Raw genomic sequence first — 20116 nt, forward strand, 5'->3', positions numbered from 1 at the left:
CATCCACACCCGATGCCGCGAGCCGGCGACATGGAGACCCTGTAGTGTCGATCAATCCAATGAGCTGCAACCCTGAACGCACCGAGCTCGCACAAGCACAACCGCGCAGCGTCGTGTTTGTGGCCTATCCGCGAATGGGCCTGCTGGACCTGACCGGTGCCCAGACCGTTTTCTGGGTCGCGACCCGCAGCCTGAACGAACGCGGCTTGCCCGGTTATGCCCTGCACACCGCGAGTCTGGACGGCGGACCGATTCAGACCGGCGAGGGTCTGGTGGTGGAAACCCGACGCCTGGACGAGTGGGTCGATCGCCCGATCGATACGCTGATCGTTCCCGGCTCCGCGCACATTCGCCAGGTCATGGCCGACAGCGCGCCGTTGATGGACTGGTTGCGCATTGCTTCAGCCACCGCCAGGCGCACGACGTCGGTGTGCAGCGGCAGCTTTTTGCTGGCTCGGGCCGGTTTGCTCGATGGCCTGCGCGTGGCCACCCACTGGGCGATGGCCGACCTGTTCGAGCGTCTGTTCCCCCAGGTCGAACTCGACCGAGGGGCCATTTTCGTCCGGCAGGATTCGGTGTGGACCAGCGCCGGGGTCAGTGCCGGGATCGACCTGGCCCTGGCGCTGATCGAGGCCGATGACGGCCGTGAGTTGGCGATGCAGGTCGCCCGGCGACTGGTGGTGCACTACCGACGCCCGGACAATCAGGAACAATGGAGTCCGCTGCTGCAATCGCAGTATCCCGCCAACACCTGATCGACATTGCGGCAGGTCACCCTCGCGGGCGCCAATCGTCCATACCCTGGTATGAAAGACCTGGCCCCATGGGCTAGCCCGCTGTCTTGAGGTAGGAGTGTCATCGAGGACGCGTCGATTTACGCTGGCCACATCAAACGGATCAACTCACCGCGCCGATGCGCTGGCCAGGAGACGGTTGTCATGAACGCATTATCGAAACTGCACATCGTCAGTCATCCGCTGCGCATCAGCCGCTATGGCGCGCATACCTCCCTGTCGGCGGCCGAGCGCGTGGAAATCATCGAGGCATTGACCGACGCAATGGGCACCGCACTGAGCCTCCTCGCGCAGCTCGAACGGGGACGGCAGACGTTGCGTAACGTCAGCTTCCTGCCAGTCCAACAGCTGTTCAACCGCCTGGTGCGCGCCAATGCCGATTACGCCGACTTCCTCGCCACCGGCATCGGCGACCTGGGCGGCTACACCGAAACCTATGCGCTCTATAGCCTCAATGACATTCGCGAGCCCCAGTGTTTTTCCGATTGCCTGGCGAGCATCGGCCAAGGGACGCTTCGACTGCGCGCCGTCGATGCCTTGCTGCGTGATTACCGCGAGAGCGCCGTCGCCAACAAGGACAGCGCCAGCAAACGCTTCTTTGAAGAATGCACTCGGCGCAACGGGTACTTTCTCGCGTTGATCGAGAACAATCTTTTGCGCTGAACAACCCGGGTGACTTTTTCAGAATGCAAACAACAAGTTGCTGCAAGCTGCGATCTTTTGATAGTCAGACGAATCAGGATCGATAGAAATTCAAATGATCGCAGTCTTCGGTACTGCTCCCGTGAAAAGCCATTAAACATACCCAAGTATACTATTCCGCTTTTTTTGAGCGCGTATCTTGCCGGTATGGCGGGCGCCACTTCGCGCCACTCGCAATGACGCAAGGTTTTTACATGTTCAACTCAGCTATCATTTCAGTTATTGATGATGACGAACTCATTCTTATCGCGCTGGACAGTTTATTGCGTTCCTACGGTTACACGGTAAAAACCTACGCCAGTGCCTATGCATTTCTTCAATCCAGCGGACCTGAACAGACCGACTGCCTGATTTCGGATATCCAGATGCCCGGCATGTGCGGCGTACAGATGTACGAAGCGCTGGCGGCGCGAAACACCCATATCCCCACGCTGTTCATCACCGGAAAGCCCGGTTTGCCGCCTGCATTCAGCGCCCGTGTGCGAAAGCCCGAAGGATATTTCTCCAAACCTTTCCACACGGACGCACTGGTGGCGTGCATTGAAAATGCATTGAAAAAACGCCGCACTTGAGCCTCTGCCTCCAACTTCAAGAACAAGCAACCTTTAACACTTTCGTATAACCGACCCGGATCTTCCACACCTTCAATTAGTTACAACCGACTATCTTCCGCGCAACTTTAAACATCAACTTGAAGAGACCAGTCCATGCCAAAAAACAAACTAACCTCGATCAACGGCGCCCCTGTCGCCGATAACTTCAATATCCAGACAGCCGGCCCACGCGGCCCCGCCTTGTTGCAGGATGTCTGGCTGCTGGAAAAGCTCGCGCACTTCGACCGCGAAGTGATCCCTGAGCGACGCATGCATGCCAAGGGCTCCGGTGCCTACGGCACCTTCACCGTGACCCACGACGTGACGCGTTACACCAAGGCCCGCCTGTTCTCGGAAGTGGGCAAGCAAACGCCGATTTTCACCCGGTTCTCGACGGTTGCCGGCGAACGTGGCGCGGCCGATGCCGAGCGCGATATCCGGGGTTTTGCCTTGAAGTTCTACACCGAACAAGGCAATTGGGACCTAGTGGGCAACAACACCCCGGTGTTCTTCTTCCGTGATCCGCTGCGCTTCCCGGACCTCAACCACGCGGTCAAGCGTGATCCCCGTACCGGCATGCGCAACGCGCAAACCAACTGGGATTTCTGGACGTCACTGCCCGAAGCTTTGCACCAGGTGACGATAGTCATGAGCCAGCGCGGCATTCCGCGCAGCTACCGGCACATGCACGGCTTCGGCAGCCACACGTTCAGCCTGATCAACGCCAACAACGAGCGGCATTGGGTCAAGTTCACCTTCAAATCCCGGCAAGGCATCGAGAACCTGAGCGATGAACAAGCTCAGGATCTCATTGGCCGGGATCGGGAAAGTCATCATCGGGATCTGTTCGACAGCATCGAAGCGGGCGACTTTCCGCAGTGGACCTTTTACATCCAGGTCATGTCCGAGGCACAAGCCAGGGACCACGCCGTCAATCCGTTCGACCTGACCAAAGTCTGGCCGCACAAGGATTATCCGTTGATCGAGGTGGGTGACTTCGAGCTCAACCGCAACCCGGAAAACGTCTTCGCCGAAGTCGAGCAGGCTGCATTTTCCCCGTCGAACGTCGTTCCCGGCATCGGCTTTTCACCTGACCGGATGTTGCAGGCGCGCCTGTTCGCCTACGGTGACGCCGCGCGCTATCGCCTGGGCGTCAATCATCATCAGATTCCGGTCAATGCCGCCCGTTGCCCGGTGCACAGCTTCCACCGGGACGGCACCATGCGCGTGGACGGCAACTACGGCGGACAGTTGGCCTATGTGCCCAACAGCCAGGACCAATGGGCCGACCAGCCCGACTGGCGCGAGCCACCGTTGCACCTGTCGGGGGCGGCCGGGCACTGGGATCATCGTGTGGATGAGGACCACTTCGAGCAACCCGGCAAGCTGTTCCGCTTGATGACCGAGTCGGAGAAACAAGCGCTGTTCGAAAACACCGCGCGTTCGCTCAGCGGCGTATCCCAAGCGGTTCAACAGCGCCACATCAACCACTGCACGAAGGCCGACCCGTTCTACGGCGCAGGGGTTTCCCGCGCGCTGGCCGCTCTCGATCGGTAGCACACCCAACCTGTGGTGGCGAGCCCGCCGCCACAGGGAAATCGATTGATGCGAGGGTGAGCGCTGCATTGGCTGCAATCATTTGACTCAGTCGGGCATGAAGATAACGACTTGACGCGCAACTGCTAATAATTATCATGCGCAATCTGTTATCGACCGTCTGTTCAACCCGCCGCTCAAAACCCGGCGTGGCCTCGCGGTGACGTGTGCGCAAGGCGAGTGTCGATGGCATCATCACCCGTTACGAAGGTTCCGGTGCCTGAACGGCTCATCCAGCTGTTCGGCGTCCTGGCAGATACCGCCACCGATCGACCAAGGAAGTCCCCCCGATGCGTATGAAAACACTGCTGGCCTGTGCCGGTGTGCTCCTCAGCCAGATGGCCGTCGCCGACGCCCTGCCCCAGCGCTGGGTCAGCGCCGGTGGAGCACTCAGCGAATGGGTGGTGGCCCTTGGCGGCGAGAACAAACTGGTGGGTGTCGACAGCACCAGCCAGTACCCGCGTTCATTGCGCAACCTGCCGAGCATTGGCTATCAGCGGGCGCTGGCGGCCGAGGGCATTCTGGCGTTGAAACCGGACATCCTGGTGGGCAGCGCCGAAACGGGGCCGCCACCGGTGCTGGCGCAACTCAAGGCCGCCGGGGTGCGCATTGAACTGCTCGCGGCCAAGCCGGACGTGCCGTCGCTGCAACACAACCTGGCCCGGATCGGGCAATGGCTCGGCAAGGAGACAGAAGCTCAGGGGCTGATGGCCGCTTATCAGCAGCGTCTGGAACGCCAGGCCGCGTGGGTCGAACAGGCACGACAGCAACAGCCTGCGCCTCGGGTGCTGATGCTGCTCAGCCATGCCGGCGGCAACCTTCAGGCCGCTGGCAAGGACACGCTGGCGGCCTGGATGATTGCCCAGGCCGGCGGGCAGAACCTGACCGAACACAACGGCTACAAGCCCGTGTCCAACGAGGCCATGCTGGCCCTGGACCCACAAGTGATCCTCATCGCCAGTAGCCGTCTTCAAGGCGATGCCGCGAAGGCGGCCCTGCTGGAACAGAACCCGATCCTGGCGCAAACCCGGGCCGGTCGCGAAGGCCGGGTGCTGGAGATCGACGCGACACTGCTGGTCGGCGGCCTTGGCCCGCGCGTGCCGGACGCACTGGAAACACTGTCGAACGCGTTCTACCCGTCAGCATCGCCCCAGACAGCCGGGGTCAGCCGATGACGGCGATCGTCCGGCCGCGCCCCATGCTGACGTTCCTCGGCCTGTTGCTGGTGCTGGTGTTCTGGCTGTCCCTGGCCCTGGGCCCGGTGAGCCTGCCGCTGAGCGATACCTTGCTGGCCGGGTTGCGGCTGTTCGGACTGCCGGTTCACGGCGCCGACACCCAGCAGGCGCAGCTGATCCTCGGTCAAATCCGTCTGCCGCGCAGTTTGCTCGGCATCGCGGTCGGTTCGGTGCTGGCCTTGTCCGGCGTGGCCATGCAGGGGTTGTTTCGCAATCCGCTGGCTGATCCGGGTCTGGTCGGCGTGTCCGGCGGTGCGGCGCTGGGCGCGGCCCTCGCCATTGTCGGCGGCAGCCTGATCGGTGGACTGCCGCCAGCCATCGAACCTTATCTGCTGTCGGTCAGCGCGTTCATCGGTGGCCTGATCGTCACGGCGGTGGTGTATCGCTTCGGGCGCCGCAATGGCCAGACCGACGTTGCGACCATGCTGTTGGCAGGCGTGGCCATGACGGCGATGGCCGGCGCCGGGGTCGGGCTGTTCACCTACCTGGCGGATGACGCCACGCTGCGCACCCTGACCTTCTGGAACCTGGGCAGCCTCAACGGTGCCAGTTACTCACGCTTGTGGCCGTTGCTGATCGTGGCCGTGGGCGTGGCGTTGTGGTTGCCCCGTCGCGCGGCGGCACTCAATGCGATGCTGCTGGGCGAGTCGGAAGCGCGTCACCTGGGCTTCAACGTTGAGCGGATCAAACGGGAACTGGTGTTGTGCACGGCGCTGGGCGTCGGTGCCGCCGTGGCCGCCGCGGGGTTGATCGGCTTCATCGGCCTGGTGGTTCCGCACCTGATGCGCCTGCTGGTCGGTCCGGATCATCGGGTGTTGTTGCCGGCGTCATTGCTCGCCGGTGCCAGCCTGTTGCTGCTGGCGGATCTGGTCGCCCGTTTGCTGTTGGCGCCGGCCGAATTGCCGATTGGCATCGTCACGACACTCATCGGTGCGCCCTTCTTCCTTTACTTGCTGGTGCGGGGGCGTTCCTGATGTTGCGCGCAAACAACCTGGCGGTACGGCGCGGCAGTCGCACCGTGCTGGCGGGCATCGATGTCCAGTTGCATCCGGGCCGGGTCCTCGGCGTCCTGGGACCGAACGGCGCCGGCAAAAGTACCTTGCTCGCGGCCTTGTGCGATGAGCTTGCGCCCAGCGAAGGCACGGTCAGCCTTGACGGGCAAAAGCTGAGCGACTGGCCGGGTCAGGAGCGGGCCAGACGCCTGGCGGTGTTGCCCCAGAGTTCGAGCCTGAACTTCGCCTTTTCGGTCAATGAAGTCGTGGGCATGGGCCGTTTGCCCCATGCCAGTGGCCGGGTGCGCGATGCGCAAATCGTCGCCGAGGCGCTCAGTGCCGCCGACGCCTTGCACCTGGCCGGACGCAGTTATCTGGCGCTGTCCGGGGGTGAGCGCCAGCGCGTGCACCTGGCACGGGTGCTCGCGCAATTGTGGCCGGGCGCCGAGGGGCAGACCCTGTTGCTCGATGAACCGACGTCAATGCTCGACCCGCTGCACCAGCACACCATCCTGCAAGCGGTGCGCGACTTCGCCGGGCGCGGCGCGGCGGTGCTGGTGATCCTGCACGACCTCAATCTTGCCGCGCGTTATTGCGATCACCTGCTGCTGTTGCAGGACGGTCGCCCCCACGCCTACGGCACCCCGGACGAAGTCCTGACCGCCGAAGCGCTGGAAGCGGTCTATGGCTTGCAGGTACTGATTCAGCGCCACCCGGAACGTGGCCATCCTTTGATTATCGCGCGCTGATCACCCATCCTCAGGGGGTGAATCAAGGGCCCTGATAAGGAAAACCGATGCGCATTCTGTTGCTCTGCCTGTTCAGCCTGCTGGCTGCCTGCCAATCCCATCACGCCGCAGCGCCACCGGCACCGATTGCTCCGCAAGGCCGGGATCACGCCGATTTCGGGGTGATCCGTGAACTGGCCACCGGCCGCGCCCTGACCCCGCAGGAACTGGTCGAACACCTGGCTGGCGCACCCCGGCTGCTGGTCGGTGAACAACACGACAACCCCGATCACCACGCGCTGCAACTCTGGCTGCTGCGCGAACTGGCGGCGCAACGTCCCCAGGGCAGTCTGCTGATGGAAATGCTCAACCCCGACCAACAAGCCAGGGTCGATGCGGCGCAGGCCGCCAGCCGTGCCGGTCAACCGCCGGCCGATCCTTATCAGGCGCTGGCCTGGCAAGCCAATTGGGATTGGGGTGTTTACGGGGCAGTGGTCAACTACGCGCTGCGTCAACCCTACCCGCTGCTGGCGGCCAACCTCGACCGGTCGCAGATCCTGCAGATCTACCAACAGCGCCCGACGCTGAGTGGCGAAGCCTCCACCACGCCACAGGTTCAAGCCACGCTGCTGGACGACATCCGAGGGTCCCATTGCGGGTTGCTGCCTGAAGCGCTGCTACCGGCCATGCTCGCGGTGCAACAGCAGCGCGACCGGCGCATGGCCGAACGCCTGCTGACCGCGCCAACCCCTGCCCTGTTGCTGGCCGGGGCGTTCCATGTGCGCAAGGACCTGGGGGTGCCGTTGCACCTCAAAGACCTCGGCGCCGCCCAGGGCAACGTGGTGTTGGTGTTGGCCGAAGCGGGCAAGACCGTGAGCGCCGAGAACGCTGATTACGTGTGGTACACGGCGGCTCAACCGGAACAGGATCATTGCGCGTCGTTGCGTCAGTGAGCGGAAATGCAAAAGGGCCGGCCGCGTGTCATTGCATGGGCTTGACGGCGCTGTCAGGTGCATGGGTCACCGAGGAAACTGCCGGGATTCTCGGTGCACTATGCTCAAGAGCGTCAGCCCGACAGGGGGTCAGTCAAGGTCCTTTGCGTTGACCCGCCAATGACCAAAGCGGGCTACTCGTTGATCTGCGCGTGTATCCGCCCCGCGCGTACAGCTTCCACCAGGGCCGCATGATCGCGCTCGGTCTCATCCGCATAGGATTGGGCAAACGCCGCCAGAGCCAGGTCAAATGTATCGCTCCCCCCCAGATAACCGCTGATGCTCGCTGCGTCTCCGGACTTGGCATGCGCCCTGGCCAGTGTCCATCCGCACACCTGCGCATAGCGTTTGAGCTGCGCAGCCGAGAATTTTTCCACCGGGGCGGTGTACTTCATGTCAAAGGGTTGGCGAAATTATGGGCCAGCAACGGGGTCAAAATGCCTGACCGCTCTTCTTCAGTGGCGTTTTCCGATAGCTTGATTTCCACAGCCATGGCGCTCTCCCTGAGCGATGAGTCAATGCGTCAATGCGTCAATGCGTCAATGCGTCAATGCGTCAACAAGGTAGCCCAATTCAGTCACCCCATGGTGAATCAGCAAAAGCGTGCGGGTCGAATCCGATGCAATCGGTAGTCGGGTCGAACGCAAACAGGTGTTCAAGTGGGGTGCAATTTCTCGGGCCGATCACGGCGCCGGAAAGGTCTCCAGATACGCCAGCAGATCGTCGATTTTTTCCTGGTCGCTGATGCCCCAGAAAATCATCCGGGTGCCGGAAACCACCGCCTTTGGATCTTCGATATACGCGGCGAGTTTTTCCCGGGTCCAGACCACGCCCGATGACTTCATGGCGTCGGAGTATTGGTAATCGGTGGTGCTTGCGGCCGCGCGGCCGACGATGCCATTGAGCTGCGGGCCAAAAAACGCCCGCGCCGATTCTCCGATCTGGTGGCAGCCGCCACACATACGCTTGAACAGTTTGCCCCCGGCCTCGGCATCGCCGGCCGCTTGGGCTTGTGTAGCGAGCAATCCTGCACCGAGGATGCACACGAAGGTCATCAAGACAGCTTTCTTCATCACCGCTCCGGGTCTTGCGCACAGCAAAAAGTGGCGGCTATTTCATCATGACTGGGCGACGGACCGAAGACTTTCATCGAAATCCGCGTCCACCCTCATGCCACTGACCGGCGACGGCCCCCCTCAAAAACAAAAAATCCGGGGCCTGTTACAGGACGCCGGATTTTTTTGGCTACCGTGCTTACTGAACGTTTTTCAGCTTGATCACATCACCGGACACCTTGGTGGTGTAGCCGTTCAGGACCCACGCCCAGAACCAGCGTTCCTGCACCTGGGTGTTGATCATGGCGTCGCCGCCCTTGGCTTTGATCGCCTCGTCCTGTGCGCGCACAAAACGACTGTTCTGCCGAATCGGGATCACGCCGAACAGCATCAGTCCCGTGGCGCTCGCTTCGCTGTGGCCCAGAACGGTGTACTGGCTGCTGTCGTAATGCCGGGTGTTCATCGGTGTGCCGCTGCAGCCTGCCAGAATCAGACCAAACAGGGCACCGGCAACGACTTTACTGAGGTATTTCACTGTACAACTCCATGAGAAAGCGCCCGGGACCCATCTCTCGGGCGGCGCGCATTCTAATGGAGATAGTGGCCATTGGATATCACCCAAAAAATCGGCGCCTACCCTGATTGACCTGTTTTTTTGAACGCCGACTTCAGTCCTTGAAATCGATAGACAGCGCCAGCTCATTCCACTCCCCCAGTTCCGAGGGCAAGGTGCTCGCCGACTGGTGCCCCTACTACCCCGGATTGCACCTTTATTGACCGAGCCGTCACCATGTTCCGGCGCCGCTCAAGGCGTTCATTGAGTTTGTTCGCGCCAACCGGTAAAAACGAGCCCGGATGCTGCGTCGCCCGGTAATTGCTGCAAGCAATGAAAATGTCACTCAAGGAGAGAAAACAGATGGTCACTTGCTACCTGAAATACGTACTCGACCCCTACAAGCTCGACGCATTCGAGCACTACGGCAAGTTGTGGATTCCACTGGTGGAGAAATTCGGTGGTCAGCATCACGGCTACTTCCTGCCGTCCGAGGGTGCCAGCAATATTGCCCTGGCGATGTTCACCTTCCCCAGCCTGGCGGCCTATGAAACCTATCGCCAAGAGTCGATGAACGACCCGGCGTGCATTGCCGCGTTCAAGTACGCCGAAGAAACCCGCTGCATCCTCAGCTATGAGCGCAGTTTCTTCCGGCCGGTGTTCGGTTAGGGAACATCCGCGACTTGAAGCGCCGGGCTCAGCCCTGCTTCAAGTCCAGGCAATAGGTGTAGTAACCCGGATCACGTACATACCCCAGAGACTCATACAAGCGCTGCGCGGTGAGGTTGTCGGTGGCGGTTTCCAGGGTCATGCCCATGGCGCCGCTCAACCGGGCAAAGTCGCGGGCGGTGTTCATCAACAGGGTGGCGACGCCTTTGCCGCGAGCGGCGGGCGCGCTGAACAGGTCGCCGAGCAACCAGGTGCGATGTGCGTTGATGGAGGAAAAGGTCGGGAACATCTGCACGAAACCCAGGGCTTCGCCGCTGGCGTCCTCGGCGTAGAAAATCACCGATTCGTCGCGGGCGATGCGCTCGGCGATGAAGTCACGGGATTGCGGCAGGTTCGATGGCTGACCGTAGAAGCCGCGATAGGCGTCGAATAACGGGGCGATCTTGTCGATGTGGGAAGCGTCGGCGCGCAGGGCCTGAATAGCCATGAGGGTGCTCCTTTGCGGTCTCAAGGTTCTATAGCCTAGCAACCACAATGGAACGCAAACGGAATTTTTTTCCCGGTACCGATGAACTGTGGGAGCGAACTCGCTCCCACATTGGTTCGCGTTACACCCGCACATTACGCCCCGGCAGGGTCGAACGCTGGCTGTTTTCCCAGTTCTCGACCAGTCCCACCGGCACATCCGACGCTGGCAGCATCTTGCGTCCGCGCACCAGGTCCGACGCCCGTTCGGCGAGCATGATGGTCGGTGCGTTGAGGTTGCCGTTCGGTTCGGTCGGGAACACCGAGGAGTCGATCACCCGCAGCCCGGCGATGCCATGCACGCGCAACTCGGAGTCCACCACGGCCATGTCGTCCTCGCCCATGCGGCACGAACCGCAAGGGTGATAGGTGCTCTCCAGGTTGTCACGCACGAACGCATCGAGGTCTTCATCGCTGGTCAGGTGCGCGCCGGGGGCTATCTCACCATCGCGGAAGCGGTCCATGGCTTTCTGGCCGATGATCTCGCGGGTCAGGCGGATGCAGCGGCGGAAGCCTTCGCGGTCCTCTTCGCGCTCCAGGTAGTTGAAGCGGATTTCCGGATGCTCGTAAGGGTCGGCGGAACGTACGCGCACATAGCCGCGGCTCTTCGGTTTGTTCGGCCCGGTCAGCACCATGAAACCATGGCCCTTGATCGGCTTGTTGCCGTCGTAACGCATGGCCGCCGGCAGAAAGTGGAACTGAATGTCCGGCCAGCGCAGGCCCTTGTCGGAACGGATGAAACCACCGGCCTCAAAGTGGTTGGTGGCCCCCAGGCCATCCTTGAACAGCAGCCAGCGCAAACCGATCATCAGTTTGCTCAGCGGGTCCATCTTGCTGTTGAGCGTCACCGGTTCCTTGCAGCCGAACTGGATGTACACCTCGGCGTGATCCTGCAGGTTCTCCCCTACCCCCGGCAGGTCATGGCGCACGGCGATTCCGGCCTTGCGCAGGACCTCGGCCGGGCCGATGCCGGAACGTTGCAGCAGGTGCGGCGAGCCGATCGGCCCCGACGAGATCAGCACTTCCTTATTGCAATAGACCTGGTGAGTCTGGCCACCGTGGTCATAGCTGATGCCCACGGCGCGCTTGCCTTCGAGGATGACCTGGCGGGTCATCGCATGGGTGATCACCGTCAGGTTCGGACGGTCCATGGCCGGGCGCAGGTAGGCGTTGGCGGTGGAACAGCGCACGCCGTTTTTCACGGTCATGTGCATCGCGCCGAAACCTTCCTGCATGTAGCCGTTGCAGTCATCGGTCTTGATGTAGCCCGCTTCTGCGCCGGCTTCGACCCAAGCCCCGTACAACGGGTTCTTCATGTGGTTGCCGTTGGTGGTGTGCAGCGGTCCGGTTTGCCCGCGATAGCTGTCACCGCCGGACTCGTAGCTCTCGGCGCGCTTGAAGTACGGCAGGCAGTTTTTATAACCCCACCCCTGGGCGCCGAGGGATTCCCACTCGTCGAAGTCATAGGCATGACCACGGATGTACACCAGGCCGTTGATCGACGACGACCCCCCCAGCACCTTGCCCCGTGGGCAGTGGATGCGACGGCCGTTGAGGTAGGTTTCCGGCTCGGTTTCGTAGCGCCAGTTGTACTTCTTGGTGTTCATCGGGATCGAGAACGCACTGGGCATCTGGATCACCACGCTGCGGTCGCTGCCGCCGAATTCCAGGACCAGCACCGAGGTGGCCGGGTCTTCGCTCAGGCGGTTGGCCAACACACAACCTGCCGAGCCTGCGCCGATGATGATGTAGTCGTATTTTTGCGTAGCCATGATTATCTCCGGACCGTCGATTCGCTGAAAACGGGACTCGACGATTTGGTCAATTTGTCGCCGGTGGTGAATTGCGGGGAGGTTTTTTCGATGTGCTGGATGACCGCTTCTTCGCGCTTGAGATCGATCGAGCGGCTGAGCACGTAATAGGCCACCCCCGATACGATCAACCCGACCAGCCAGGCGATGTCGATGCTGCCCAGGGCCTTGGCGAGTGGGCCGACATACACTTCGCGCTGTTCGACGCCGTCGAAGATGTAGAAGAACGGAATCATCGAGATGAAGCCGATGGCGTACGCGGCGATGCCACGCAGGCCCCAGCTGCCGTAGATGTTGCCGTGGGGCATGAAGAAGTGCGGGATGGCGTAGCGGCCCTTGCGCACGAAGAAGTAGTCGGTGAGGTTGACCGAGGTCCAGGGCACCAGGAAGTACAGCATCACCACCAGGTAGATGCCGAGCACCGACAGGCCTTTACCGGAACTCTGGATGCTCAGGGCCACGCCCAGTTGCAACAGGATCACGAAGGCGATGGCGAGGATCCGCGCCTTGCGGGTCGGTTCGATGTGCTTGATCGAGTCGACGCAGGTCAGCGTGGTCAGCTTGGCGCTGTAGATGTTCATCGCGATCACTGGCAGGAACGCCAGGATGGTGATCACCACGACCGCCGTGCCCATCAGCGGCGATACGGTATTGCCGACTTGCCCGAGAGCCACCAGCACGTCAGTGGAGTGCAGGTGATCGGCCAGCCAGCCACCCACGGAAATCATCCAGGCACCGGACAACGAAGCGCCCAGGAACACCACCGCGATCAGCTTGCCGCTGGAGGTGTTCTTCGGCAGGTAACGCGAGTAGTCCGACACGTACGGGGCGTAGGCGATGTTGTAGCTCGCCGCAGCCGCGAATTGCGCGATGAAACCGGTCCAGTTGAACCCCAACGGCGCCGGGGCCACTTCTCCGGCGCCGAGCGCCGGCAACGCCGCATCCGGCACCCAGCCCATCAGCACCGCCAGGGTCACCAGACCGTACAGCGGCAACGACAGGTACAGCGCCCATTTGAAGCTGCGGTGCATCCAGTCATGGCCGAGGATCGCCAGCACGGCTGCCGGTATCGTCACCGCCACCGCAATCACGGCGGGGTTGAAGCCGAATAGCGTGTGCAGCCCCTGCATCATCAGCACGAGGTTGACGATGTTGAAACCGGCGAACACGAACAGTGTCGCCAACAGCACCAGAATCACTCCGCGATAACCGAACTGCGCACGGGACTGGATCATCTGCGGCAGGCCCAGGTGCGGGCCTTGCGAGCCATGAAAGGCCATGAACAGCGTGCCGAACATGATGCCCAGCGTACCGGCCAGCGTGGTCCAGAGCGCGGTCAGACCAACGCTTGGGCCGACGAAGCCGATGGTCATGGTGAAGAAGGTGAAATTGCCGAGAAACCAGAACGGGCCCTGGCTCGACAGTTTGTCGGTGCGCTCGTGCTCGGGGATGAAATCGATCGAATGGCTTTCGACGACGATTTTGTCGTCGAGGACCGACACGCTCGGGGCGGACTTGGCGTTTGTGTTCATGATGGACTCTTATTGTTGGAAGATCATGACGAAAAAACCGCATTCTTTCGGGTGAACGACTCCCGGGGCGCGTCCTTGCCGTTCCCGAATTTCAAATGTGCAATTGCTTTCAACTTTGGCGCAAAACCTGTGGGAGCAAGCTCGCTCCCACAGGGATTGCATTGTTCCTTGTCTTACCTGATCAGCATCAGCCCGGCAGCGTGATCCACACAGCCTTGGTCTCGAGCAGGTAGTCCAGCTGCTCGGCGCCCAGGTCCTTGCCGAACCCGGACTGCTTGTAGCCGCCGAACGGCATCGACGGGTCGAGGGTGCCGTGGGCGTTGACGTAGACCGAGCCTGCCTTCAGTCGCGGAATCAGGCTGTGCACCTTGCCCAGGTCATTGGAATACAGGGCCGCCGCCAGGCCATAGGGCGAGTCATTGGCCAGCGCCAGTACCTGTTCCTCATCGTCGAAGGGGGCGGTGACCAGCACCGGACCGAAGATCTCCTCCTGGACGATGCGCATGTCGTTGCGGCAATGGGCGAAAATGGTCGGCTCGACGAAGAAGCCAGGGCCCTCGACCGGTTGGCCGCCGTAGACCAGTTGGGCGCCCTCCTGCTTGCCGGTCTCGATGTACTCGCTCACGCGCTGCTTTTGCAGGGCCGAGACCAGCGGGCCGATGAAGCAGTCCGGGTCCATCCCCGGCGCGATCCTCAGGGTGCGGGTGTAGGCGATCAGCTCGCGCAGGAAATCGTCATAGACACTGCTGTGAATATAGGCCCGTGTGCCGGCGTCGCATACCTGTCCCGAGTTGAAAAACACCCCGTTGGCGACCGCCTGCGCAGCCGCCGGAATGTCGGCGTCGGCGAACACGATGACCGGTGATTTGCCACCCAGTTCCAGGGTCAGGCGCTTCATGTCATCCAGCGCGGCGCGCCCCACGGTACGGCCGACCGGGGTCGAGCCGGTGAAGGTCAGTTTGTCGATGCCAGGGTGGGTGGCCATGGCCGCGCCGACCACGCTGCCGCGCCCGGTGACGATGTTGATCACCCCGTCCGGGATGCCCGCTTCCTGTACCAGCTCGGCAAAGCGCAGGGCCGACAGCGACGTCAGCTCGGCCGGTTTCACCACCACGGTGCAACCGGTGGCCAGGGCCGCGCCAAGCTTCCACGCCATGGTTTGCAGCGGGAAGTTCCACGGCACGATCGCACCGACTACGCCCACCGCTTCCTTGCGGGTGTAGGCCAGGTAATTGCCCGGCAGCGACGGCTCGACGGTACGCCCGTGCAGTTTGGTGGCCCAACCGGCGAAGTAGCGCAAGGTATCGACGGTGCCCTGGATATCCACGTCCCTGGCGAAGGCGACCGACTTGCCCATGTCGATCGATTCGATTTCCGCCAGCTCGGCGGCGTTCTGTTCGATCAGGTCGGCCAGGCGTTGCATCATCCGCTCGCGTTCGGCCGGTTTGGCCTGGCGCCAGGCGCCGCCGTCGAACTGGGCGCGGGCGGCTTGCACGGCACGGTCCAGATCAGCGGTGGTGCCCATGGGAATGCGCGTGATCAGGCCTTCGGTGGATGGCTCGATGACTTCGGACGTCTGGCCATCGCTGGCCTCGACCCAGGCGCCGCCGATGAACATTTTCTGGACCTTGCCAAGGAAGGTCTGGGTGGCCTCGGAGACGCCGAATTTTTGCAGGTAACTTTTGACGATCGTGTCCATTTTTATTCTCTCTGCCCGGCAGTCGGGTCCTGCCGGGTTTGGTGGTTTCGATATCAGGCTGGAGTGGCTTCGCTCTGGGCCGCACGCACCTTGCCCCGCTCGTGGAAGATGAAACCAATGCTGTTGAGCAGCAGTTGCGCGGCGAGGATCGAGGTCATGCCGGTCGGGTCGTAGACAGGTGCAACCTCCACCAGGTCCATGCCGACGATGTTGCCTTTGCTGCGCTTGGCCAGGGCCTGGATGATTTCCAGCACTTCGTAGTAGAGGAAGCCGCCGTGGCTCGGGGTGCCGGTGCCGGGGGCGATGGACGGGTCGAAACCGTCGATGTCGATGGTGATGTAGTAGTTGATGTTCTGCGGGATCAGCGCCAGCACGCCTTCGACGCCCAGACGGCGCACATCGCGTACCGAAAGGATTTTCGAGCCGGCTTCGTGGGCCGCTTCGTAGTCGTCGCGGTTGGACGAGGACACGTTGCGGATGCCCATCTGGGTCATGCCGACGATGTGGTTCATTTCCGAGGCGCGGCGCAGCGGGTTGCCGTGGCCGTAGCGCACGCCGTGGCGCTCGTCGACGAAATCCAGGTGCGCATCGAAGTGGATGATGTGGATCGGGCCACGGCCTTCGAAGGCCTTGATCACCGGGGCGTGCACCGAGTGGTCGCCACCGAGCACCACCGGCATCACACCGGCATCGAGAATCTTGCGTACCGCGTATTCGGTGTTCTTGTTGCTGGTTTCCATATCGGTGTGGACGATGTCGGCATCCCCCACGTCGACCATGCGCACGTCGGCGGCGGTCAGGTACATCACGTCGTCTTCGTGGTCGTAGGCGCCGGCATGACCGAAGGAAAACAGCGTCGATGCTTCACGAATCCCGCGTGGTCCGAAGCGTGCGCCGGAGCGCCACTGGGTGCCCATGTCATTGGGCACGCCGAGCACCGCGACGTCGGCATCCAGGGCATCCCAGTCGGTGCACACCGGGGACTTGCCAAAGGTGCAATGACCCACGAATGGCAGGTTCAGGCGACCGGATTCATAACCATTGTTCGACATGTCGAGCCTCTCCACTTCTTGTTTTCGGCCTGGCGGACTGCAAGGCGACCGCCGTTGGAAAGACTATGGGCGCAGCTTTTCGTGGAAAAAATGCTAAACATCAGATACTCATATCGGCATTACCGATGCATCCACACGCGGGAGGTCCAAGTGATTCAACTGCATGATGTCGACCTGAAACTGCTCAGGGTGTTTGCCACCATTGTCCGCTGCGGCGGCTTCTCGGCCGCGCAGGCGGCGCTGAACGCCGGCCAGTCGACCATCAGCGAACAGATGACCCATCTGGAAACCCGGCTCGGGGTCAAACTCTGCCAGCGCGGACGCAGCGGTTTTCGCCTGACCGAGCAAGGCGTGGCGATCCACGAAGCCACCCAGCGCCTGCTCTCGGCGGTGGAAAATTTCTGCATGGACGCCGACGTGCTCAAGCAGCACATCAGCGGCAAGCTCAACCTGGGGATCATCGACACCACCATCACCGACCCCGATTCGCCGATCCCGCGCACCACCCAGCGCTTCGTCTCCCGTGGGCACGATGTGCACTTGAACGTGTACGTCGGCACTCCCGCCGAACTGGAAGAGCGCGTGCTCGACGGGCGCTTGCACCTGGCCATCGGGCACTTCCCGATCCACGTGCCGGGCCTGCTGCATTCGCCGCTGTACCAGGAAGCGCTGGGGCTGTATTGCGGGCGACGGCATCCGCTGTTTGGCAACCAGGCCGAAGGCGAGGAATTGCTCGAAGAGATCGCCGCGAGCCGCATTGTCGTGCGCGGCTACATGCAGCAATACGACCTGGAACACCTGGGCGTCAGCAAGGCGGCGGCGACCGTGGACAACATCGAAGCCCTGGCAATCCTGATCATCTCCGGCGCTTACCTGGGCTTTCTGCCGGCGCACTTCGCCGCGCAGTGGATCAAGACCGGCGAGATGCACCAACTGGCGCCCGGCAGCTTGCAGCTGATGTCGCCGTTCGACGTGATCACTCGCCGAGGCACGGCGCCACCGCCGATTTTGCAGGCGTTTCTCGAAGACCTGGCGGCCTGTTCCCGTAAAGCGCCTGCAGCCGAGAAGCATTGACGGCTCGCCAAATTCAAACAGCCCCGGCCATACTCATCGACGCAACGTTTCGCTTCATCACCGCTCAAGGCCACCTATGCGCATCCACGTCACCTTCATCGACCGCGTCGGCATCACCCAGGAAGTCCTGGCCCTGCTGGGCGGACGCAGCTTCAACCTCGACGCCGTGGAGATGGTGCCGCCGAACGTCTATATCGATGCCCCGACCCTCGGTGCCGAAGTCCTGGAGGAGTTGCGCGAAGCCCTCTTCGGCGTGCGTGGCGTGCAAGCGGTGACCCTGGTCGACATCCTTCCGGGACAACGCCGGCGCCTGCAACTGGATGCCTTGCTCGCCGCCAGTTCCGACCCCGTGCTGGCGGTGGATGAACGTGGTCATGTGCTGCTGGCCAATCCGGCGCTGATCGCCCTGTGCGGCCGCGAGCCGGCCGGTGAATCCCTGGGCACGCTGTTCGATGATCCCGACTTGCAACCGACGTTGATCGCCCAGGGCTTCCGCCTGCCCATGCGCGAAGTCAGCCTCGGCGGCCACACCCTGCTGCTCGACGCCATGCCGATCACCGATGCCGGCGCCCTGCTCACCCTCTATCAACCGAACCGCATCGGCGAACGCCTGTCGGCGCTGCATCACGATCACGCCGAAGGCTTCGATGCGCTGCTGGGCGAGTCGCCGCCGATCCGCGCGCTCAAGGCCCGGGCCCAGCGGGTCGCGGCCCTCGATGCGCCGCTGTTGATCCAGGGTGAAACCGGCACCGGCAAGGAACTGGTGGCCCGCGCCTGTCACGCCATCAGCGGCCGTCGCGACAAGCCGTTCCTGGCGCTCAATTGCGCGGCACTGCCGGAGAGCCTCGCCGAAAGCGAGCTGTTCGGCTATGCCCCCGGCGCCTTCACCGGCGCCCAGCGCGGCGGCAAACTCGGGCTGCTGGAACTGGCCGACCAGGGCACGGTGTTCCTCGACGAAGTGGGGGAAATGTCGCCGTACCTGCAGGCCAAGTTGTTGCGCTTTTTGAGTGATGGTTGCTTCCGCCGGGTGGGCGGCGATCGCGAGGTCAAGGTCAACGTGCGGATCCTCAGCGCGACCCACCGCAACCTGGAAAAAATGGTCAGCGAAGGTCACTTTCGCGAAGACCTGTTCTACCGCCTCAACGTGCTCAACCTGCAAGTGCCGCCGCTGCGTGAACGCGGCCATGACATCCTGTTGATGGCCCAGCACTTCATGCAGCAAGCGTGCGCGCAGATCCAGCGACCGGTCTGCCGCCTGGCGCCGGGCACCTTTTCCGCCCTGCTCGACAATCGCTGGCCGGGCAACGTGCGGCAGCTGCAAAACGTGATCTTCCGCGCGGCGGCCATTTGCGAAAACCCCTTGGTCGACCTCGACGACCTCGACATTGCGCGCACGGCCGTGGAACGGCAGAACGATGGCGAGGTGGGTAGCCTGGAGGAGGCTGTCGAAGGTTTTGAAAGGAACCTGCTGGAGCAACTGTATCGCAGCTATCCGTCCAGTCGATTGCTCGCGGCACGCTTGCAAACCTCCCACAGCGCCATCGCCATTCGCTTGCGCAAGTACGGGATTCCCTCCAAGTCCTGACCGCCGGTTTCAGCAACACTGAAAATCCCTGTGGGAGCGGGCTTGCCCGCGATGAGGCCATGTCAGTCACCATTTTCGTTATCTGACACACCGCAATCGCTGCGATGCGGCGACCCGACAAGCCCGCTCCCACAGGGTTCGAGTGCCATCCAACAATGTATACAAATCGATACAGCGTATTGAATCCAAGACAACACCCTCTCAACCTGTCTGGTCCGGATTTCGCACCCTTCCCTTCGCCTACCTGTATTGATTTCAATACACAAGACCTCCACGAAACTGCCAGAAACCATCTCAAGCCATTGATTAATAACAATTAATCAATTCTGGCACCGCCCTTGCTATGACTCCTCCAGCCACGCTCGTCACCCAAACGAGCCTGCCCATCGTCATTCGCCACCTGCAGCGAATGAGCCAGAACAATGAGGAGTAGACATGAGCGAATTGCGTTTTACCGTCGACCACGAATGGCTGCGCACCGAAGCTGACGGCACGGTCACCGTTGGCATTACCGCTTTTGCGCAACAGGCGCTGGGGGATGTGGTGTTTGTCCAGGTGCCTGAACTGGGCGGCTTCGACGCCGGCACCGAAGTGTCGGTGCTGGAGTCGGTGAAGGCCGCCAGCAGCATCGGCATGCCGCTGGACGGTGAGGTGGTGGAAGTGAATTTGGCGCTCGACGCGAACCCAGAGCTGGTCAACGAAGATCCGCTGGGCGAAGGCTGGTTCTTTCGCTTCCAGCCTGCTGACGCTTCGGCAATCTCCCGCTTGCTCGATCAAGCCGCTTACGAACGCCTGATCCAAGACCAGACCGACGCGTGAGGATTCCGTATGACCACCCTCCTCGACACCCGTAACGAATTCATCGCCCGCCACATCGGCCCGCGCGCCGGCGACGAGCAAGCGATGCTCAACAGCCTCGGCTTCGACTC

Annotated in this window: 20 protein-coding genes and 2 pseudogenes; 13 read left to right on the forward strand and 9 right to left on the reverse strand. The window is 62.1% G+C overall.

The window, feature by feature from the left end:
• The first annotated feature begins 44 nt into the window (after positions 1–44).
• From JQF37_RS29665 to JQF37_RS29700, 8 genes are all read left to right on the forward strand, one after another.
• Complete coding sequence (locus JQF37_RS29665) at positions 45–755, forward strand: AraC family transcriptional regulator (RefSeq protein WP_321197737.1); 711 nt, start codon at positions 45–47, stop codon at positions 753–755.
• A gap of 183 nt (positions 756–938) precedes the next feature.
• On the forward strand, positions 939–1457 hold the full coding sequence (locus tag JQF37_RS29670; RefSeq protein ID WP_130211183.1) for a hypothetical protein: 519 nt from the start codon (positions 939–941) through the stop codon (positions 1455–1457).
• 233 nt (positions 1458–1690) lie between these two features.
• Positions 1691–2068, forward strand: coding sequence for a response regulator (locus tag JQF37_RS29675; RefSeq protein ID WP_130211182.1), 378 nt, complete (start codon positions 1691–1693; stop codon positions 2066–2068).
• A gap of 135 nt (positions 2069–2203) precedes the next feature.
• Entirely contained in the window at positions 2204–3646 is a 1443-nt protein-coding gene (locus JQF37_RS29680) for a catalase (RefSeq protein WP_130211181.1), read from the forward strand.
• A gap of 329 nt (positions 3647–3975) precedes the next feature.
• Positions 3976–4860, forward strand: coding sequence for an ABC transporter substrate-binding protein (locus JQF37_RS29685; protein ID WP_130211180.1), 885 nt, complete (start codon positions 3976–3978; stop codon positions 4858–4860).
• A 50-nt stretch (positions 4861–4910) separates the two neighbouring features.
• Positions 4911–5894: an iron chelate uptake ABC transporter family permease subunit gene (locus JQF37_RS29690; RefSeq protein WP_189340505.1), complete on the forward strand. Its 984-nt coding sequence runs from the start codon at positions 4911–4913 to the stop codon at positions 5892–5894.
• The gene (locus JQF37_RS29695) at positions 5894–6661 is read left to right on the forward strand and encodes a heme ABC transporter ATP-binding protein (RefSeq protein ID WP_130211178.1); all 768 of its coding nucleotides are present in this window, start codon (positions 5894–5896) and stop codon (positions 6659–6661) included. Before JQF37_RS29690 ends, JQF37_RS29695 begins: the two co-directional genes overlap by 1 nt.
• Positions 6662–6708: 47 nt before the next feature.
• Positions 6709–7593 (forward strand): ChaN family lipoprotein, encoded by an 885-nt coding sequence (locus JQF37_RS29700; protein WP_130211177.1) that lies wholly within the window; start codon positions 6709–6711, stop codon positions 7591–7593.
• A 173-nt stretch (positions 7594–7766) separates the two neighbouring features.
• Here JQF37_RS29700 and JQF37_RS29705 read toward each other — a convergent pair whose 3' ends face one another.
• The 4 genes and pseudogenes from JQF37_RS29705 to JQF37_RS29720 all read right to left on the reverse strand — a co-directional run bounded on the left by JQF37_RS29705 (position 7767) and on the right by JQF37_RS29720 (position 9222).
• Positions 7767–8027 carry a DUF2252 family protein gene (locus JQF37_RS29705; protein ID WP_130211176.1) on the reverse strand — a complete coding sequence of 87 codons (261 nt, stop codon included), beginning with the start codon at positions 8025–8027 and terminating at the stop codon, positions 7767–7769.
• Positions 8028–8035: 8 nt separating this feature from the next.
• A pseudogene (locus tag JQF37_RS31870) lies at positions 8036–8125 on the reverse strand (GNAT family N-acetyltransferase); the annotation flags it as partial.
• A gap of 190 nt (positions 8126–8315) precedes the next feature.
• A complete protein-coding gene (locus JQF37_RS29715) occupies positions 8316–8705 on the reverse strand; it encodes a cytochrome c family protein (protein ID WP_130211175.1) in 390 nt (129 codons plus the stop codon).
• 181 nt (positions 8706–8886) lie between these two features.
• Positions 8887–9222 (reverse strand): hypothetical protein, encoded by a 336-nt coding sequence (locus tag JQF37_RS29720; protein ID WP_130211174.1) that lies wholly within the window; start codon positions 9220–9222, stop codon positions 8887–8889.
• A 191-nt stretch (positions 9223–9413) separates the two neighbouring features.
• On the opposite strand from JQF37_RS29720, the pseudogene JQF37_RS31595 reads away from it, so the two are divergent.
• Together JQF37_RS31595 and JQF37_RS29725 are read left to right on the forward strand one after the other, a co-directional pair.
• Positions 9414–9530 (forward strand): annotated as a pseudogene (locus JQF37_RS31595) (LysR family transcriptional regulator); the annotation flags it as partial.
• A gap of 73 nt (positions 9531–9603) precedes the next feature.
• Positions 9604–9909 (forward strand): NIPSNAP family protein, encoded by a 306-nt coding sequence (locus tag JQF37_RS29725; protein ID WP_130211173.1) that lies wholly within the window; start codon positions 9604–9606, stop codon positions 9907–9909.
• Between the two features lie 28 nt (positions 9910–9937).
• On the opposite strand, the gene JQF37_RS29730 is transcribed toward JQF37_RS29725, so the two are convergent.
• The 5 genes from JQF37_RS29730 to speB all read right to left on the reverse strand — a co-directional run bounded on the left by JQF37_RS29730 (position 9938) and on the right by speB (position 16528).
• On the reverse strand, positions 9938–10396 hold the full coding sequence (locus tag JQF37_RS29730) for a GNAT family N-acetyltransferase (RefSeq protein ID WP_130211172.1): 459 nt from the start codon (positions 10394–10396) through the stop codon (positions 9938–9940).
• A gap of 121 nt (positions 10397–10517) precedes the next feature.
• The gene (gene betA, locus JQF37_RS29735) at positions 10518–12206 is read right to left on the reverse strand and encodes a choline dehydrogenase (RefSeq protein WP_130211171.1); all 1689 of its coding nucleotides are present in this window, start codon (positions 12204–12206) and stop codon (positions 10518–10520) included.
• A gap of 2 nt (positions 12207–12208) precedes the next feature.
• Positions 12209–13777: a cytosine permease gene (locus JQF37_RS29740; protein ID WP_130211170.1), complete on the reverse strand. Its 1569-nt coding sequence runs from the start codon at positions 13775–13777 to the stop codon at positions 12209–12211.
• Between the two features lie 187 nt (positions 13778–13964).
• Entirely contained in the window at positions 13965–15476 is a 1512-nt protein-coding gene (locus JQF37_RS29745; RefSeq protein WP_130211169.1) for an aldehyde dehydrogenase family protein, read from the reverse strand.
• A gap of 53 nt (positions 15477–15529) precedes the next feature.
• Positions 15530–16528, reverse strand: a complete 999-nt coding sequence (gene speB, locus JQF37_RS29750) for an agmatinase (RefSeq protein ID WP_090323432.1) — start codon at positions 16526–16528, stop codon at positions 15530–15532.
• A gap of 150 nt (positions 16529–16678) precedes the next feature.
• On the opposite strand from speB, the gene JQF37_RS29755 reads away from it, so the two are divergent.
• From JQF37_RS29755 to gcvH, 3 genes are all read left to right on the forward strand, one after another.
• Positions 16679–17602, forward strand: coding sequence for a LysR family transcriptional regulator (locus JQF37_RS29755; RefSeq protein ID WP_130211168.1), 924 nt, complete (start codon positions 16679–16681; stop codon positions 17600–17602).
• Between the two features lie 76 nt (positions 17603–17678).
• A complete protein-coding gene (locus JQF37_RS29760) occupies positions 17679–19187 on the forward strand; it encodes a sigma-54-dependent transcriptional regulator (RefSeq protein WP_130211167.1) in 1509 nt (502 codons plus the stop codon).
• Between the two features lie 435 nt (positions 19188–19622).
• Complete coding sequence (gene gcvH, locus JQF37_RS29765; RefSeq protein WP_130211166.1) at positions 19623–20006, forward strand: glycine cleavage system protein GcvH; 384 nt, start codon at positions 19623–19625, stop codon at positions 20004–20006.
• Positions 20007–20116 lie beyond the last annotated feature (110 nt).

Source organism: Pseudomonas sp. MIL9 (genome assembly GCF_016887925.1).
GTDB lineage: Bacteria > Pseudomonadota > Gammaproteobacteria > Pseudomonadales > Pseudomonadaceae > Aquipseudomonas > Aquipseudomonas mohnii.